General features: G+C 69.3%; 15 protein-coding genes. 12 read left to right on the forward strand and 3 right to left on the reverse strand.

All coding sequences use genetic code 11. From position 1 onward, the window contains the following. Window positions 1-29: 29 nt before the first annotated feature. The gene (locus tag DC434_RS18605; protein ID WP_116636804.1) at window positions 30-1,370 is read left to right on the forward strand and encodes a 3-deoxy-7-phosphoheptulonate synthase class II; all 1,341 of its coding nucleotides are present in this window, start codon (window positions 30-32) and stop codon (window positions 1,368-1,370) included. Between the two features lie 100 nt (window positions 1,371-1,470). Here the strand turns inward: DC434_RS18605 and pknB are convergent, their stop codons facing one another. Together pknB and DC434_RS18615 are read right to left on the reverse strand one after the other, a co-directional pair. After that, window positions 1,471-3,402: a Stk1 family PASTA domain-containing Ser/Thr kinase gene (pknB, locus tag DC434_RS18610; protein WP_116636805.1), complete on the reverse strand. Its 1,932-nt coding sequence runs from the start codon at window positions 3,400-3,402 to the stop codon at window positions 1,471-1,473. A gap of 78 nt (window positions 3,403-3,480) precedes the next feature. Then, on the reverse strand, window positions 3,481-4,644 hold the full coding sequence (locus tag DC434_RS18615; RefSeq protein WP_116636806.1) for a LysM peptidoglycan-binding domain-containing protein: 1,164 nt from the start codon (window positions 4,642-4,644) through the stop codon (window positions 3,481-3,483). Window positions 4,645-4,748: 104 nt separating this feature from the next. On the opposite strand from DC434_RS18615, the gene DC434_RS18620 reads away from it, so the two are divergent. Next, complete coding sequence (locus DC434_RS18620) at window positions 4,749-5,123, forward strand: Rv2175c family DNA-binding protein (RefSeq protein ID WP_116636872.1); 375 nt, start codon at window positions 4,749-4,751, stop codon at window positions 5,121-5,123. A 13-nt stretch (window positions 5,124-5,136) separates the two neighbouring features. Here the strand turns inward: DC434_RS18620 and DC434_RS18625 are convergent, their stop codons facing one another. Then, entirely contained in the window at window positions 5,137-6,237 is a 1,101-nt protein-coding gene (locus DC434_RS18625; RefSeq protein ID WP_116636807.1) for a polyprenyl synthetase family protein, read from the reverse strand. Window positions 6,238-6,322: 85 nt separating this feature from the next. On the opposite strand from DC434_RS18625, the gene DC434_RS18630 reads away from it, so the two are divergent. The 10 genes from DC434_RS18630 to DC434_RS18675 all read left to right on the forward strand — a co-directional run bounded on the left by DC434_RS18630 (window position 6,323) and on the right by DC434_RS18675 (window position 17,113). Then, entirely contained in the window at window positions 6,323-6,697 is a 375-nt protein-coding gene (locus DC434_RS18630; protein ID WP_116636808.1) for a DUF3040 domain-containing protein, read from the forward strand. A 267-nt stretch (window positions 6,698-6,964) separates the two neighbouring features. Further along, window positions 6,965-7,396 carry a division/cell wall cluster transcriptional repressor MraZ gene (gene mraZ, locus DC434_RS18635; protein WP_028501511.1) on the forward strand — a complete coding sequence of 144 codons (432 nt, stop codon included), beginning with the start codon at window positions 6,965-6,967 and terminating at the stop codon, window positions 7,394-7,396. 102 nt (window positions 7,397-7,498) lie between these two features. Continuing rightward, entirely contained in the window at window positions 7,499-8,437 is a 939-nt protein-coding gene (gene rsmH, locus DC434_RS18640; RefSeq protein ID WP_116636809.1) for a 16S rRNA (cytosine(1402)-N(4))-methyltransferase RsmH, read from the forward strand. Beyond that, window positions 8,434-8,994 (forward strand): hypothetical protein, encoded by a 561-nt coding sequence (locus tag DC434_RS18645; protein ID WP_116636810.1) that lies wholly within the window; start codon window positions 8,434-8,436, stop codon window positions 8,992-8,994. Before rsmH ends, DC434_RS18645 begins: the two co-directional genes overlap by 4 nt. A gap of 37 nt (window positions 8,995-9,031) precedes the next feature. Next, the gene (locus DC434_RS18650) at window positions 9,032-10,798 is read left to right on the forward strand and encodes a penicillin-binding protein 2 (protein WP_116636811.1); all 1,767 of its coding nucleotides are present in this window, start codon (window positions 9,032-9,034) and stop codon (window positions 10,796-10,798) included. Window positions 10,799-10,825: 27 nt separating this feature from the next. Next, complete coding sequence (murF, locus tag DC434_RS18655) at window positions 10,826-12,238, forward strand: UDP-N-acetylmuramoyl-tripeptide--D-alanyl-D-alanine ligase (protein WP_116636812.1); 1,413 nt, start codon at window positions 10,826-10,828, stop codon at window positions 12,236-12,238. Beyond that, entirely contained in the window at window positions 12,235-13,341 is a 1,107-nt protein-coding gene (mraY, locus tag DC434_RS18660) for a phospho-N-acetylmuramoyl-pentapeptide-transferase (RefSeq protein ID WP_116636813.1), read from the forward strand. Before murF ends, mraY begins: the two co-directional genes overlap by 4 nt. Beyond that, window positions 13,331-14,866 carry a UDP-N-acetylmuramoyl-L-alanine--D-glutamate ligase gene (gene murD / locus DC434_RS18665; protein ID WP_116636814.1) on the forward strand — a complete coding sequence of 512 codons (1,536 nt, stop codon included), beginning with the start codon at window positions 13,331-13,333 and terminating at the stop codon, window positions 14,864-14,866. Before mraY ends, murD begins: the two co-directional genes overlap by 11 nt. Further along, window positions 14,835-16,040 carry a putative lipid II flippase FtsW gene (ftsW, locus tag DC434_RS18670; RefSeq protein ID WP_116636815.1) on the forward strand — a complete coding sequence of 402 codons (1,206 nt, stop codon included), beginning with the start codon at window positions 14,835-14,837 and terminating at the stop codon, window positions 16,038-16,040. The genes murD and ftsW overlap by 32 nt, the downstream gene beginning before the upstream one ends. Then, entirely contained in the window at window positions 16,037-17,113 is a 1,077-nt protein-coding gene (locus tag DC434_RS18675; RefSeq protein WP_116636816.1) for a UDP-N-acetylglucosamine--N-acetylmuramyl-(pentapeptide) pyrophosphoryl-undecaprenol N-acetylglucosamine transferase, read from the forward strand. Before ftsW ends, DC434_RS18675 begins: the two co-directional genes overlap by 4 nt. Window positions 17,114-17,130 lie beyond the last annotated feature (17 nt).

The raw sequence follows: 17,130 nt of genomic DNA on the forward strand, positions 1-17,130 counted from the left end.
GGGTGCACGCCGACCACTAGGCTTGAGGCATGCTCCCGCACCACATCGACGCCCTTGATGCATGGCGCTCGCTTCCCATCAAGCAGCAGCCGCAGTGGCCCGACGCGGACCGCGTCGCCGACGTCTCCCGCCAGATCGCCGCTCTCCCGCCGCTGGTCTTCGCGGGTGAGGTCGACAACCTCCGTGATCGCCTCGCGCGCGCAGCATCCGGAAAGGCCTTCCTGCTCCAGGGCGGCGACTGCGCCGAGACCTTCGCCGGCGCGACCGCCGAGCAGATCCGCAACCGCATCAAGACGGTGCTGCAGATGGCCGTCGTGCTCACCTACGGCGCCTCGATGCCCATCGTCAAGATGGGGCGCATGGCCGGACAGTTCGCCAAGCCCCGCTCGAGCGACAGCGAGACCCGCGGTGACGTCACGCTTCCGGCGTACCGCGGCGACATCGTCAACGGCTACGACTTCACCGAGGGCTCCCGTCAGGCCGATCCCGGTCGCCTGCTGCAGGGGTACCACACGGCTGTCTCCACCCTGAACCTCATCCGCGCCTTCACCCAGGGCGGCTTCGCCGACCTCCGCGAGGTGCACTCGTGGAACAAGGGCTTCGCGCAGAACCCCGCCAACCAGCGCTACGAGCGCATGGCCGCCGAGATCGACCGCGCCATCAAGTTCATGGAGGCCGCGGGCGCCGACTTCGACGAGCTGAAGCGCGTCGAGTTCTTCACCGGCCACGAGGGTCTGCTGATGGACTACGAGCGCCCGATGACGCGCATCGACTCGCGCACGGACACGCCGTACAACACCTCGGCGCACTTCCTGTGGATCGGTGAGCGCACCCGCGAGCTCGACGGCGCGCACGTCGACTACTTCTCGAAGATCCGCAACCCCATCGGTGTGAAGCTCGGCCCGACGACCACGCCGGAGACCGCGCTCGCGCTGATCGACAAGCTCGACCCCGAGCGCGAGCCCGGCCGACTGACCTTCATCACGCGCATGGGTGCGGGGAAGATCCGCGACGCCCTGCCCCCGCTGCTGGAGGCCGTGCGCGACTCCGGCGCGCAGCCGCTGTGGGTGACGGATCCGATGCACGGCAACGGCATCACGACCCCGACCGGCTACAAGACCCGTCGCTTCGACGACGTCGTCGACGAGGTGCGCGGCTTCTTCGAGGCGCATCGCGCGGTGGGCACGTTCCCCGGCGGCATCCACGTCGAGCTCACGGGAGACGATGTCACCGAGTGCCTCGGCGGATCCGAGCAGATCGACGAGGCAGCACTCGCCACGCGCTACGAGAGCCTGTGCGACCCGCGCCTGAACCACATGCAGTCGCTCGAGCTGGCGTTCCTCGTCGCGGAGGAGCTCGAGAAGCGCTGAGTCGACGGCTTTCGTCGAACGCAGAGAACCCGCCCCCCGGATGATCGGGAGGGCGGGTTCTCTGCGTCTGTCGTCTTTCGGGCGAGGGGCGTCGGCGACATCACCCCGCGGCGAAGACGCGCACCTCCGTCCCGCGTACGCGGGACTCTCCGGCCTTCGGGTCGGTGCGCGTCGCGGTGAAGATGTCCCAGACGAGTTCCGGCGCCGCAGTGACCGGCTTGAATCCGGCGTCCTGCAGCTGCTTGACGGCATCGCGGATCGAGATGCCGGACACGTCGGGGATCTCGATGGGCTCGGGCCCCAGGGAGACGATCAGCCGCATGTCGTCACCGGGACGCCAGTTGCCCGACTCGGAGCGGTCGGCGTAGCCGATGACCCGGCCCTCGGCGATCGTGTCGCTGTACTGCTCGACGCGTTCGTCGAGCACGTTCAAACCCTTGTCGGTGAGCGCCTGGGTCGCCTGCTGCACGGAGGTGTCGGAGACGTCGGGCAGCGATCCCAGCGAGACGAAGAGGTCGACGGTGTCGGCTTCGAAGAGGTCGCATCCCTCGCCGCACTCGTAGGCGTCGCCGCCGGCACGCGGCGTCACGTACGCGTTGATGACGATCCCCTCGTCGGCATCCGAGAACAGTTCCAGGGTCTCGTCGGGGACCGTGACGTTCAGCGCGTCCAGATAGGCGCGCGCCTCGTCCTCGGTCTTGCCGTTGAGGGTCTCGATCGAGTGCGGCTCAGGCCCGAGCGAGATCAGCACGGTCACCTCGCCGTTCTTCTCCAGTCGGTCGCCGGCCTGCGGATCGGTGCGGATCGCCAGATCCTTCTCGACGTCGACCGAGTACTCCTCGCCCCGCAAGGGGGTGAGCCCTTCCGCGGTGAGCGCCTCGGCGGCCTGCTCGTAGGTCGAGCCGGCGACATCCGGCACGGCGATCAGCGACCCGGGCCCCGAGCCGAACCACCAGCCGACTCCACCGGCGAGAACGGCGAGGAGCAGGACGAGCGTGAGCAGGAACGCGCCACGTGCGCGTCGACGCGACGCGCGACGGCGAAGGACCGTCGCGTTGTCGATCGGCGCGGGCGCCGGTGCCGTCGGGTCGGCGATCACCATCGTGCCGGGCAGCACCTTGGTGAGGTCGCCCGAGTCGCCCTGGCTGCGCTGCGACATCGTCGCGGCGGCGACCGCCGGAGCGATGCCCAGCTCGCGCTCGATCTCCCGCAGACGGTCGAGCATCTGCTGGGCGTCATCCGGTCGTTCGTCCGGGGACTTCTCGGTCGCCCAGAGGACGAGCTCGTCGAGGGGCTCGGGTACGGCCGGATTGCGCACGCTCGGACGGGGGACCGACTCGGTGGCGTGCTGGAACGCGATCTGCATCGGCTGCTCGCCCTTGTAGGGCTGCTCGCCGACCAGCATCTCGTAGAGCATGATTCCGAGCGCGTAGATGTCGCTCCGCGCGTCGGCGGTGCCGCGGGTCACGAGCTCGGGGGCCAGGTAGGCGATCGTGCCGAGCAGCTGCTGCCCGGTCGCCGTGTTCGCCGTCGTGGCCCTGGCGAGGCCGAAGTCACCGATCTTGATACGGCCGTCCTCCGCGAGGAGCACGTTCTCCGGCTTCACGTCGCGATGCACGATCCCGGCACGGTGCGCGGCGGAGAGACCGGCGAGGATCGCGTCCATGATCGTGATCGTCTGGGGGATCGTGAGGCGCTTCTGCTCGCGCAGCAGCTCGCGGAGGGTGATACCGGGAAGGTACTCCATCACGAGGTAGGCGAGCTCGCCGTCCTGGCCCTGGTCGAACACGTTGACCACGTGCGGATCGGCGAGCCGGGCGGCGGCTCGCGCCTCCTGGATGAACCGGCTCTGGAAGGCGGAGTCATCGCTGAGGTGCGCGTGCATGACCTTGAGGGCGATGCGGCGCTCGAGGCGGAGGTCCGTCGCGACGTAGACCGTGGCCATCCCACCGCGGGCGATGCGCGCCCGTACACGGTAGCGGCCGTCGACAAGCCGCCCGATGAGGGGGTCGGCCTGATGATTGGTCGTCACGTCAGAATTCTATGGAGAACTGCCTGAAAGACAGGGGAGCGGCTCACCCCTGAGGGCTGTGGGTTTTCCGAACGGCGCTCAGCCATGCAGGGCGAGCCAGGTGTATGCCTGCGCTTCCCACTGGCCGTACTTGTCCGGATAGGCCGAGATCTGCACGGCCTGGGCCGCATCCGTGAAGGCCATGCCCTCCCATCCGGGGATGTCGAGCAGGCCGCGGGTCGTGAGGCCGTTGGGGTCGCTCGGGCCTCCGTAGAACACCCGGGTGCTGCGATCCGCGTCCATGATCTGCTCGGGCGAACCCCACCCCGTGCTCGGGCGCTGCTGGAAGATGCCGAGAGAGTCGCGGTCGCCCCAGTCGAGATTGCGCAGCCCCGACTCGACCATCCCGGTCGCGAGGGCGATCGCGACCGCCCGGTCCGAGACGCCGAGCTCTCGTCCGATACGGATGATGAGCGCCGCGTTCGCGGCCTGCTCGGCCGTGAGGGCCGTCGCTTCCGGAGTGACGGCAGCCGCCGCCGCGGGGGCCGGTGCACCCTGCACGGCGAGCGTCTGCCCCGGGTAGATGATCGAGGATGAATCGAGCCCGTTCAGCGCGAACAGCGTCTGGGTGGTCGTGCCGTAGGCCTGTGCGATGCCGAAGACGGTGTCGCCGGCGACGACGACGTGCGTCGCGGCCGGTGCGACCGAGGTCGCGGGTGCTGCTGCGGGCGCCGCAGCAGGTGCAGCGGCACCGGACACGACGAGAGCCTGACCCGGATAGATGACGGAGTCGCGGGTCAGGCCGTTCGCACCCAGCACGGCGTCGACGGTGGTGCCGTACTGCGCCGCGATCGCGTACACGGTGTCGCCGGAGACGACGGTGTGGGCGGTCGATGCGGGTCCGACGGCCTCCACGACCGCCGGGGCGGCGACCACCACGGCCGGAGCCTGCAGTGTCAGCGTCTGCCCGGGGTAGATCACCGAACGCCAGGAGAGGCCGTTCCAGGTCAGGACGTCGACCGTCGCGAGCCCGAATCGGCCCGCGACCGCGGAGACGGTGTCACCGGGCTGCACGACGTAGGCGGCCGGAGGGGCCTCGGCGGGGACCAACCCGAGCGGTGCGGAGCGCTGTCGCTCGACACTGGGCGACGGGGCGGACTCCGCCGGCGCCGCGACGAGGGTTCCGGCCAGGGCGCCGATGACGGCGGCCGGCATGCCGAGCTGAAGATATCGCGTGCGACGCGTGGCGGTGTTCTGTCTCAAGGGTCCCCCTTTTCGAGCACTTCACGCTGACACGGATGTAAACAGAAGTCAACAGAAGTGACGCAAGTGAAAGATGTGACTGGAGTGCCGACATGCGGCATCCGATGGGAGGTGAGATAGTGGGCAACGTGTCTGAGAACGTTGTGGAGAACCCTGCTGTCGAGTGGCTGACCATGCCCGACCTCGTCGAGGTGCTGGATGAGCCGCTCGGCCGCGTCCGTCGCCTGATCGACGAGCACTACCTCGTCGGCTCGCGACGCGGCGGCGTGTTCGCGGTGCCCTCGATCTTCATCGTCGACGGGCATCCGCTGAGCTCCCTGCGCGGGACCATCATCGTGCTGCAGGACGCGGGCTTCACCGACGACGAGCTGATCGACTGGCTGCTCGAGGACGAGGAGAGCCTCGGCCGGTCGCCGATCGCCGCCCTCCTCGCGGGTCACAAGAGCGCGGTCCGTCGACTCGCTCGCACGCTCGCCTGACGGACGATCGGCTTCAGGCCGACCGCACGGTCGCCGCGCGGGCGAGATCGCGCAGCTCGCCGACCGCCGCGTTGTCCAGGCGCGCACCCGAGAGGGCGCGGTCGGCTTCACGGGCGTAGTCGGAGATCATCGTCTCGACGCGTTCGAGCGCTCCGGATTCCGCGATCGTCGCCTGCAGGAACGACACCTGCTGCGCGGTGAGCTCCGGGTCGCCGAGCATCTCGTCGAGGAGGTTCCTCGCCGAGGCGTCCAGCGCCTGCCTCGTGAGCGCGACGAGGACCGTCCGCTTGCCCTCGCGCAGATCGTCGCCGGCGGGCTTGCCTGTCACGGAGGAATCGCCGAAGACGCCGAGGATGTCGTCGCGCAGCTGGAAGGCCATGCCGATCGGGTGTCCGAAGCTCCGCAGCGCCGCCATCTGATCGTCCTCCGCGCCGGCGAGGGCTCCGCCGAGCACGAGGGGCTGCTCGATGCTGTAGCGGGCGGACTTGAGCGAGACCACGCGCAGCGCGCGCTCGGCGTGCAGCCCGCCGTCGTTGACGCTCCAGGCCGATTCCTCCGCGATGTCGAGGAACTGCCCGGTCGTCACATCGCGGCGCATGCGCGCGTACTCGCCCCGCACGGCGCGAGCGTGGGCGTGACCGTCCAGAGCGGACTCCAGCAGGTCGTCGCTCCACGCCACGAGGAGGTCCCCGAGCAGCACGGCGGAGGCATGGCCGAAGGCCTCCGCGTCACCCGACCATCCCGCGTCACGGTGCGACGCCTCCAGGGCCCTGTGCGCGGCCGGCCGGCCACGGCGCGTGTCGGAGTTGTCGATCAGGTCGTCGTGGACGAGCGCGGCCGACTGGAAGATCTCCAGGGCGGCGCACGTGTCCCAGAGCACGTCGGACTCCGTGGCGTCGCGGTCCCGGAATCGGGCGACGGCTCGCCAGCCGGCATGGCAGAAACGGGCGCGGAGCCGCTTGCCTCCGACGAGGGTCGCGGCGGCTGCGTCGAGGAACCCCGCCGCCTCCGAGCCGTACTCGAGGGATTCGGTGCGCATCAGCGCGAGGAAGCGGTCCAGGCGAGCGGCGACGGCGTCGGGTACGGAGGAGGGGGACGGCACGACTCCCAGCATACGTAAAGCAAGGAGGGGGCGATCGGCTAGCCTCGGACGCCTCCTCGCGCGTAGAATGGAAGGCACGATACCCGAGGGGGACGAAATGCCACTCTCCGAACAGGAGCAGCGTCTGCTCGATGAGATGGAACGCCATCTCCTTCACAACGACGCCGACGTCGTGAGCGCGCCATCAGGCGATCGCACACTGAGCTATCGCAACCTCGTGTACGGCGCCCTTCTGCTGCTGGCAGGCGTCGGCGGCCTCGTCGCCGGAGTCATCATCGGTGACGTCTGGGGCATCGTCGTGGGTGTCATCGGCTTCGCAGCGATGCTGGCCGGAGTCATGATCGCCGTGACGCCCGTGCGCCGGACGACCCCAGCCGCCCCTCGTGAGCGATCGGCCTCGAAGCAGCCGAGTTCGGCCTCCTTCATGGATCGCATGAACGATCGTTGGGATCGCCGCCAAGACGGACGCTGACCTCTCCTCCCTCTCTCGAAAGCCCGGATGCTGAGCATCCGGGCTTTTCTGCGTCCGGAGCCGCCCGCGGGGTATCAGGGGTAGGCCTGCCCTCCACTGGCCCTCCACCTGCCCTCCACCGTCCTTCACCGCGTAATTCCGCGGTTCTAGGGCGACCCCGCTCGTATCGAACCGGCGCATCGGCGTATTCGCCGTAGGTTTGTGGAGGAAAGTGGAGTAAAGTGGGGCGCACCTCGAGTTGGCCGGACGCAGAGGGGGTGATGGCCGATGTTGCTGGGAACGCATTCTCCGAAGCTGGACGACAAGGGACGGGTCATCCTTCCTGCGAAGTTCCGCGAAGATCTTGGCGGCGGCATCGTCGTCACGCGTGGCCAGGAACGCTGCCTCTACGTCTTCAGCACGGCCGAGTTCGAGGCGATGCACGAGCGGATCCGTCAGGCGCCGCTCGCCAACAAGCAGGCGCGTGACTTCATGCGTCTGTTCCTCTCCGGTGCGAGTGCGGAGATGCCCGACAGTCAGAACCGCATCACCATCCCCGTCCACCTGCGCCAGTACGCAGGCCTGCAGAAGGAACTCATCGTCACCGGAGTCGGCGCCCACGCCGAGATCTGGGATGCCGAGAGCTGGAACGCCTACCTCGCCGCCGGTGAGGAGACCTACTCCGATCTCGAGCAGGAGGTGATTCCGGGACTCTTCTGACCACGGCTGTGATGCCCCGCCGCTCCCGCCCCGACACACTTCCCCGGTGCCGGGTCGCGAAGCGGAGGGGGATCAGAGCCGAAGGTCACCCCGAGAAAGATCATGAACCTCCGCGACATACACACCCCCGTGCTCCTCGACCGCTGCGTCGAGCTGCTGGCTCCCGCCCTCCAGGCCGACGGAGCCGTCCTCGTCGACGCCACGCTCGGGATGGGCGGGCATTCCGAGGCCCTGCTCGAGCGCTTCCCCCGCATCCGGCTCGTCGGACTCGATCGCGACACGGATGCGCTCCGCATCGCGGGGGAGCGGCTGGCCCGCTTCCGCGATCGCGTGACCCTCGTGCACACGGTGTACGACGAGATCGGGCTCCACGCTCAGGGCGCCGCCGGCATCCTCTTCGACCTCGGCGTCTCCTCGCTCCAGCTCGACGAGGCCGAGCGCGGCTTCGCCTACTCCAAGGATGCGCCGCTCGACATGCGGATGGACCAGACCAGCGGCATCACCGCCGCCGATGTCATCGCGACGTACAGCGAAGGCAACCTCCGCCGCATCTTCGAGCGCTACGGCGAGGAGAAGCTCGCCGGTCGTTACGCGCGCTTCATCATCGAGGCGCGGCAGAAGCAGCCGATCACGCGTTCGGCGGAGCTCGTCGAGATCCTCATCGCCGCGACCCCGGCGGCCGCTCAGCGCGCCGGGCACCCGGCGAAGCGCGTCTTCCAGGCGCTGCGGATCGAGGTCAACACCGAGCTGAACGTGCTCGCCGACGCGATCCCGTCCGCCATGGACGCGCTGAGCGTCGGCGGCCGCATCGTGGTGATGTCCTACCAGTCCCTGGAGGACCGCCTTGTGAAGCAGGCGTTCGCGGCAGCATCCGCCTCGACCGCACCCGCCGGGCTCCCGGTGGAGCTCCCCGAGCACGCCCCGCGGTTCCGCATCCTCACCAAGGGCGCAGAACTCGCCGACGACGACGAGCGCGCGCGCAATCCGCGCGCGATCCCGGTGCGGCTCCGCGCCGCCGAGAAGCTGCGGGAGAGCGCATGAGCCTGAATGCCACGGTCCGCCAGCCGGCGCTGCCGATCGAGCCGACACGCGCACCGCAGCGGCGCCTGCAGCCCGTCACCCGTCCGGCCACCCGCCGCAAGCCCAAGCTCGCCTACGCACTGATCGCCCTCGGCGGCGCTCTGGCCATCGGCGCCGCGCAGATCGCTCTGTCCCTGGCGATCACGCAGGACTCCTTCTCGCTGGCCGCACTCTCCTCGCAGCAGAACGAGCTGAATCTGCGGACCCATGCTCTGCAGGAGGAGCTGACCGGTCTGAGCTCCCCGCAGGTGCTCGCGAGCGGTGCCGCCGGTCTGGGGATGGTGGTCGCCGGATCGCCGTCGTATCTCCGTCTGAGCGACGGCGCCGTCTTCGGCACGGGCACCGGCGCCGATTGGAACTCGACCGTCGACCCGCAGGGGGCCGGCGCCGTCGGCAACGTGCTGGTCACCTCGCCTCCCGTCGACACCCCGGTCACGGAGGACACGACAGCCGATCAGACGACGCAGGAGCTCCCTCCCGCGATCACCGACGGGCTCCCGAGCCCCACCACGCATTGACTTCCCCCGACCGCCCCTGATCCGACGGAGAGATCGCATGACGACCAGAGCCACGCGCGGACCGCGGCGACGCACGGTCGTCGCCCTCGCCGTCATCCTGACGGTGCTGGCGACCTTCGTCGTGCGCCTCGTCGACATCCAGGTCGTGAGCGCCGACGAGCACGTCGCCGACTCGCTCACGCACATCGGCGCCGGCTCGACGATCCCGGGCCAGCGCGGCTCGATCGTCGACGCGGGGGGAACGGTGCTGGCCTCCAGCGTTCTGGTCTACGACGCGCAGCTCAGCCCCCAGGTGATCATGCTCCTCGAGGACGACGATCCGGAGCTGCCGTGGGCCGAGGCATCCGAGAAGATCGCCGCGGTGACGGGGCAGACCGGCGACGAGGTCCGGACGATCGTCTCCGACGCCCTCGCCGTCGACGCCGAGAGCCAGTACGCACCGCTCAAGAAGTCGCTGACGACCGAGCAGTACATCGAGCTCCGCGACCTGAAGCTCAAGTATCTGCACTTCGAGGCCAGGGAGACCAGGGTCTACCCGAACGGGGCCGTGGCGGGGAACATCCTCGGCTTCCTCGACAACACCGGCACCGCACAGGCCGGGATCGAGGAGATGGAGGAGAGCTGCCTCGCGCCCGTCGACGGCGAGGAGTCCTACCGCACCGGCAAGGACGGCATCGTCATCCCGGGCAGCGAGCGCACCGTGGATGCGGTGAACGGCGGGACCGTGCAGCTGACCATCAACAGCGACCTCAACTGGTACCTGCAGCAGATGATCGCCGAGGAGGCGCAGGACCAGGGCGCCAAGGGCGGCACGGTGACCGTCGTCGAGGTGAAGACCGGCAAGATCCGCGCCGCGGCCGAATGGCCGGCGATGGACCCCAACGATCTGGACTCCTCGACCCCGGAGACCCGGTACAGCCAGATCTTCCACAAGGACTTCGAGCCCGGCTCCACGTTCAAGGCCATCACCGCGGCGGCCGCGATCGAGGGAGCGGGTCTCACCCCGTTCAGCACGGCGCCCGCCTCGTCACGCGAGACGTTCCCCAACGGCGCCGTGATCAACGACTCGTTCACGCACCCGGAGTTCAACTACACGCTCGCGGGTGCCCTCATCGACTCCTCGAACGTGGCGCTGTCGAAGTTCGGCACCACGGTCAGCCCCGAGGTGCGCTACGACTACCTGCAGCGCTTCGGCGTCGGCGAGAAGACGCTCGGATTCCCCTCCGAGGTCGCCGGTCTGCTGCACCCGGTCAGCGAGTGGGACAACCAGTCGCTGTACACGACCACCTTCGGCCAGTACTTCTCCGTCACCGCGCCGCAGCTCGCCGGGGCCTACCAGGCGATCGCGAATGGCGGCGAGAAGATCGACCTCTCGCTGATCGAGTCGTGCACCGCGGTGGACGGCAGCGTCGTCACGCCCGACGCACCGGGGCATGAGCAGGTCGTGACCGAGCAGACGGCGGCGCAGCTGACCCAGATGCTCGAGAACGTCGCCGTGCAGGGCGGCAACGCCGATCGGATCCAGGTTCCCGGCTACCGGGTGACCAGCAAGACCGGTACGGCGCAGGTCTCCGACGGCAGCGGCGGCTACAAGGAGGGCGTGTACTACACCAGCATGGTGGGGTTCGCGCCCGTCGATGACCCGCAGTACGTCGTCGTGGTGACCCTCGACGAGCCGACTAAGGTTGTATCGTCCGCGGCCACCGCATCCGCCTTCCAGAAGGCGATGACCCAGGTGATGAAGACCTATCGCGTGATGCCGTCCACTGTTCCCATGGACGAGCTGCTTCCCAAATTCGGATAGCCGGCGAGAGCCGCGCCTGGAGATGACATGATCGCCCTGACGCTCGCTGAGATCGCTGCCGCTGTCGGCGGTGATCTGCGCGTCGCCGGAGACGACACGGCGGAGACGGTCGTCGACGGCATCGTCGACACCGACTCGCGCACGATGGAACCCGGCTCGATCTTCGTGGCCAAGCCCGGCGCCGAGACCGACGGCCATCGCTTCGTGGGCGCCGCCGTGGCGGCCGGAGCCGCGCTGGCGATCGTCGAGCACGTGGTCGACGCTCCGGTGTCCCAGATCGTGGTCCCCGACGCCGTCGCCGCACTCGGCGACCTCGCGAGGGAGGTGGTCGCCCGCGTGCGCGCCGGCGGCGATCTCCGCATCGTGGGCATCACCGGCTCCAACGGCAAGACGACGACCAAGAACTTCCTCGCGCGCATCCTCGAGGACGAGGGCGAGACCGTCGCGCCCGTCAAGTCGTTCAACAACGAGGTCGGCGCCCCCGTGACGATGCTGCGCGTGACGCACGGCACCCGTTTCCTGGTGAGCGAGTTCGGAGCCGCCGCCCCGGGCAGCATCGCCCACCTCGCAGGGCTGGTCGAGCCGGACATCGCCGTCGTCCTGATGGTGGGCATGGCGCACGCCGGCGGATTCGGCGGCATCGAGGCGACCGCGAAGGCGAAGTCCGAACTGGTGGCTGCGGCCAGGGCCTCCGGCACCGCCGTGCTGAACGTCGACGATTCCCGCGTCGCGGCCATGCAGGAGCTCGCGCGATCGCGCGGCATGCGCGTGGTCGGATTCGGACAGGGCGCGGCGGCCGACGTGCGTGCGCACGGCATCCAGGTGACGGCATCCGGCACCTCGTGCGAGATCGAGTCGGCCGGCGAGCGGATGCCGCTGCGCCTGCAGGTCCTCGGAGCGCACCACATCACGAACGCGCTGGCCGCGATCGCCGCGGCGGGCGTGCTCGGCGTCCCCCTCGCCGACGCCGTCGCGCGCCTCGAGACGGTGGAGATCGCGGAGCGCTGGCGGATGCAGCCCCTGGGCGGGGACCGCGTGCGCATCATCAACGACGCCTACAACGCCAGCCCCGACTCGATGTCCGCCGCGCTGCGCACTCTCGCGCAGATCACCGGACCCGACGAACGCACCGTCGCGGTGCTCGGCGCCATGAGCGAACTCGGCGAGAGCGCGGGGGAGGAGCACGATCGGATCGGGCTCCTCGCCGTGCGGCTGAACATCCAGCGGATCGTCGTCGTCGGACCCGAGGCCAGGAGGCTCTATCTCGCCGCCGTCGGCGAGGGCTCCTGGAACAGCGAGGCCGTGCATCTGCCCGACCAGGACGCGGCGTTCGAATATCTGCGCACCGAACTCCGTGACGGAGACCGCGTGCTCGTGAAGTCATCCAATTCCGTGGGCCTCCGGCATCTCGGCGATCGTCTGGGAGAATTGTTCTCGTGAGGTCTCTCATCATGGCGGCGGCGATCTCGCTCGCCTTCACCCTGTTCCTGACTCCCGTGTTCCTCCGGCTCTTCCGGAAGTGGGGGTGGGGGCAGGTCATCCGCACCCCCGAAGAGGCCGAGAACCCGAGCCACGAGGCGAAGCGCGGTACCCCGACGATGGGCGGCGTCATCTTCATCGCCGGCTCGATCGTCGGATACTTCACCGGTGTCTTCGTCAGCGGAGAGGTCCCGGCGCTCTCCGCGCTCCTGGTGATCTGGCTCATGGTCGGCTTCGGCGTCGTCGGCTTCATCGACGACTACATGAAGGTGCGCAGTCAGCGCAGCCTCGGCCTGTCCGGATGGCGCAAGATCATCGGCCAGCTGCTGGTCATCATCCCGTTCGGCATCGTGGCCCTGAACTTCCCGAACCGGTTCGGGCAGACGCCGGCCAGCGGAGCGATCTCGCTGTTCCGCGACTTCACGTGGCTGGATCTCTTCGCCTTCGGGGTCATCCTCGGCTGGATCCTGTACCTCGCCTGGATCTCGATCATCGGCGTCGCGACGTCGAACAGCGTCAACCTGACGGACGGCCTCGACGGTCTGGCCGCGGGTGCGGGCGTGATCGTGGTCGGCGCCTACAGCCTGATCGCATTCTGGCAGTTCAAGCAGCCCTGCATCGGCGGGGACCCCGACGCCCTGGGCGGGTGCTACGAGGTGCGCGATCCGTTCAACCTCGCGATCATCTCCGCGTCGTTCGCTGCCGGACTGATCGGCTTCCTGTGGTGGAACGCCCCGAAGGCCAAGGTCTTCATGGGCGACGTCGGGTCGATGGCGATCGGCGGCGTGATCACGGCGATGGCGATCCTGACCCGCACGGAGCTCCTGCTCCTCGTGATCGCGGGCGTGTTCGTCCTCGCCTCCGGCTCCGTCATCCTGCAGCGGACCTACTTCAAGATCACGCGCGGCAAGCGGCTGTTCCTGATGAGTCCCTTCCATCACCACCTCGAGATGCGCGGCTGGTCGGAGATCACGATCGTCGTGCGCATGTGGATCATCGCGGGTCTGCTCGCCGTGTCTGCTGTCGGCCTGTTCTACGTCGAATGGCTGACGCGTGTCGGCTGATCGGCTCAGCGCCCTCACGAGCTGGAACGCCGAGTGGACCGGGCTCCGTGCGGCGGTCCTCGGCCTGTCCATGACCGGGTTCTCGGTGGCGGACACGCTCGCCGAGCTCGGTGCCGAGGTTCTCGTGCTCAGCGAGTCCGCCGAGGAGGAGTACGAGCGGCTGCTCCCTGTGATCGGCGCGGGACTCGAGCTGGGTTCCCTCGCCCAGGTGCCGGCCGCGCTCGTCGACTTCCGCCCTGACGTCGTGATCGCCTCGCCGGGGTTCGCGCCGTCGCACCCGGTGATCCGGTGGGCCCAGGATGCCGGCATCGCGATCTGGGGCGACGTGGAGCTCGCCTGGCGGGTGCGCGACAAGGTCCTCCGCGACGACGGCACTCCGGCCGACTGGGTGCTGATCACGGGGACGAACGGCAAGACGACGACGACGCAGCTCACCGCGTCGCTGCTCGTCGAGGGAGGACTCCGTGCCGCGCCGTGCGGCAACATCGGTGTCCCCGTGCTCGACGCCGTGCGCGACCCCGGTGGCTTCGACGTGCTGGTCGTCGAGCTGTCCAGCCACCAGCTCTGGTACCTCGGCCAGTCGCAGCCCGAGGGCGAGCTGTATCCCTACGCCGCGGTCTGCCTCAACCTCGCCGACGACCATCTCGTCTGGCACGGGAGCGCGGCGGCGTACCGGGATGCGAAGGCCGTCGTCTACCGCAACACCCGCGTGGCCTGCGTCTACAACAAGGCGGATGCCGCCACCCGCCGCATGGTCGAGGAGGCGGAGGTGGTCGAGGGCGCCCGTGCGATCGGCTTCGACCTCGGCATCCCCGGTCCGAGCGACCTGGGCGTGGTGGAGGGACTGATCGTCGATCGTGCGTTCCTCGACGACCGTGCCCGCAGCGCGCTCGAGCTGACGACGATCGCCGCCCTCGACAACGCGGGCCTCGCCGCCCCGCACATCGTGCAGAACATCCTCGCCGCGAGCGCCCTCGCGCGGTCCCTGGGAACGGAGCCCGAGGCGATCCACGCGGCCCTGCAGCGCTTCGAGCTCGACGCGCATCGGATCCAGGTCGTCGCCCGGCACAGGGGCGTGGTGTGGGTCGACGACTCGAAGGCCACGAACCCGCATGCGGCGGCATCCTCCCTGCGGGCGTACCCCGGTGCGGTCTGGATCGTCGGCGGAGATCTGAAGGGCGTCGACATCGCCGAACTCGTCGCGGACGTGGGTTCCACGGCTCGCGCGGCGGTCGTGATCGGGGTCGAGCGCACCGACGTCGTCGCGGCATTCCGACGACACGCGCCCGTGGTCCCGGTGTTCGAGGTCGATGCTCGCGAGACTGGTCAGGTCATGAACCGTGTCGTGGAGATCGCGGCGGGGATCGTCGGCGACGAGGGCACGGTTCTGCTGGCCCCGGCGGCGGCGTCCTTCGACCAGTTCTCCAGCTACGCGGACCGTGGCCACCGCTTCGCCGAGGCGGTGCGGGACTGGATCGACCGGGGGAGCGCCGATGACGCAGGTATCCCGCCCTCCGCGTTCTGAGTCCGGCGGACTCGCGGCCCGGGTCTCCCTCGGGCGCCGGTTCACACCGGTGTCGACCGAGTTCCTGCTCATCGCCTCGACCGCGCTGCTGCTGACCCTCTTCGGACTGGTGATGGTGCTGTCCGCCACCAGTGCGACCGCGGTCGCGGACGGTGCGAACCCGATGGACGGCGCGCTGCGCCAGGGCGTGTTCGCCCTGCTCGGCATCCCGTTGATGTTCCTGATCAGCCGCCTGCCGATCGCCTTCCTGAAGAAGATGGCCTGGCCCGCGCTCTTCGGCGCCGTCGCCCTCCAGATGCTCGTGTTCACGCCCCTCGGCATCGCCGACGGCGGAAACCGGAACTGGATCATGATCGCCGGCTTCACGCTCCAGCCGTCGGAGTTCCTCAAGCTCGCTCTCGCGCTGTGGATCGCCGCCGTGCTGCTGCGCAAGCGCACGATGCTCGGCACCTGGCACCACGTGTTCATCCCGGTCATCCCGGTCGGCGCTCTCGCGATCGGCACCGTCCTCGCCGGCAAGGACCTCGGGACCGCGATGGTGCTCGTGCTCATCCTGCTCGGCTGCCTGTTCTTCTCCGGGGTGAAGCTCCGGCTGTTCATCATCCCGGTGGTCCTCGGCGTGGTCGCCGTGCTGGCGTACGCCCTCTCCAGCGAGGACCGGATGCGTCGCATCACGGCCACGTGCGACGACATGTCGCTGTACTACACCGACTGCTACCAGTCCATCCACGGAATCTGGGGAATGGCGTCCGGCGGCATCTTCGGGCTCGGGCTCGGCAACTCGCAGGAGAAGTACGGCTGGCTTCCGGCGGCCGGCAACGACTTCATCTTCGCGATCGTCGGCGAGGAGCTGGGCCTCATCGGATGCATCGTCGTGCTGGCCCTCTTCACGTTCTTCACGGTCGGCGCGTTCCACATCATCCGCAAGACCGACGATCCGTTCATCCGCGTCGCGGCGGGCGGCATCACGGTGTGGATCGTCGGACAGGCCGTGCTGAACATCGGCGTCGTCATCGGCGTCTTCCCCGTCATGGGAGTCCCGCTCCCGTTCATGTCGCAGGGCGGCACGGCCCTGCTCGCCGTGCTGATCGCGTGCGGCGTGCTGCTCGCGTTCGCGCGCACCCTCCCCGCGGAGGAGAAGCCCTCAGCCGCAGCGGGTAGGGTCACGAGGTGACTTCGTACCTCCTCGCCGGCGGTGGCACCGCCGGCCATGTGAACCCCCTGCTCGCCGTCGCCGATGCGCTGCGGGAACGGGACGCCGACGCATCGGTCCTCGTCCTCGGAACATCCGAGGGGCTGGAGTCACGGCTCGTCCCCGAGCGCGGCTACGAGCTGCTCATCGTCGACAAGGTCCCCTTCCCGCGTCGACCGAACCGCCAGGCGGCGGCGTTCCCCTCCCGGTTCCGCCGCGCGATCGCCCAGGTGCGCTCCCACATCCGCACGCACGGTATCGATGTCGTCGTCGGCTTCGGCGGGTACGCGTCGGCTCCCGCCTACGTCGCCGCGCGGAGGGAGGGGGTGCCCTTCGTCGTGCACGAGGCCAACGCGAAGCCGGGGCTCGCGAACGTCCTCGGGGCCCGTCGAGCGGCCGGCGTCGGCGTGGCCTTCGCCGGGACTCCGCTCCGCGGCAGCGAGGTCGTCGGGATGCCGCTGCGTCGTGAGGTCATCGCCCTCGACCGCACGGCGACTCGCGGCGAGGCTGCGGCGCACTTCGGACTCGATGCCGAACGTCCCGTCCTCCTCGTCTTCGGAGGCTCACTCGGCGCCCAGCGACTGAACGAGGCGATGGCCGACTCCTGGGGCGACGTGCTCGCGGCGGGATGGCAGCTGCTCCACGTCACCGGTGAGCGCAGCGAGATGGTCGATCCTGAGGTGCCCGGCTACGCCCTGCGGCGCTACGTCGATCGCATGGACCTCGCCTTCGCCCTCGCCGACCTGATCGTGTCGCGGTCCGGATCGGCGACCGTGAGCGAGGTGAGTGCCCTCGGCATCCCCGCGCTGTACGTGCCCTACTCGGTCGGCAACGGCGAGCAGCGCCTCAATGCCGCATCGGCCGTGGCCGCCGGCGCCGCGCAGCTGCTCGATGACGCGACCTTCGACGGCGACGCGGTGCGTCGCATCGTCGTCCCGCTGCTCGGCGACCGCGAGCGTATCGGCCGGATGGCCGCGGCCGCGGAGAAGGTCGGCACCCGCAACGGGACCGAGAACGTGATCGCCCTGGTCGATCGTGCGCTCGGCGCCGCCTGAGACGGTCGAGACGACCG

It is taken from the genome of Microbacterium sp. TPD7012, from assembly GCF_003075395.1.
GTDB lineage: Bacteria > Actinomycetota > Actinomycetes > Actinomycetales > Microbacteriaceae > Microbacterium.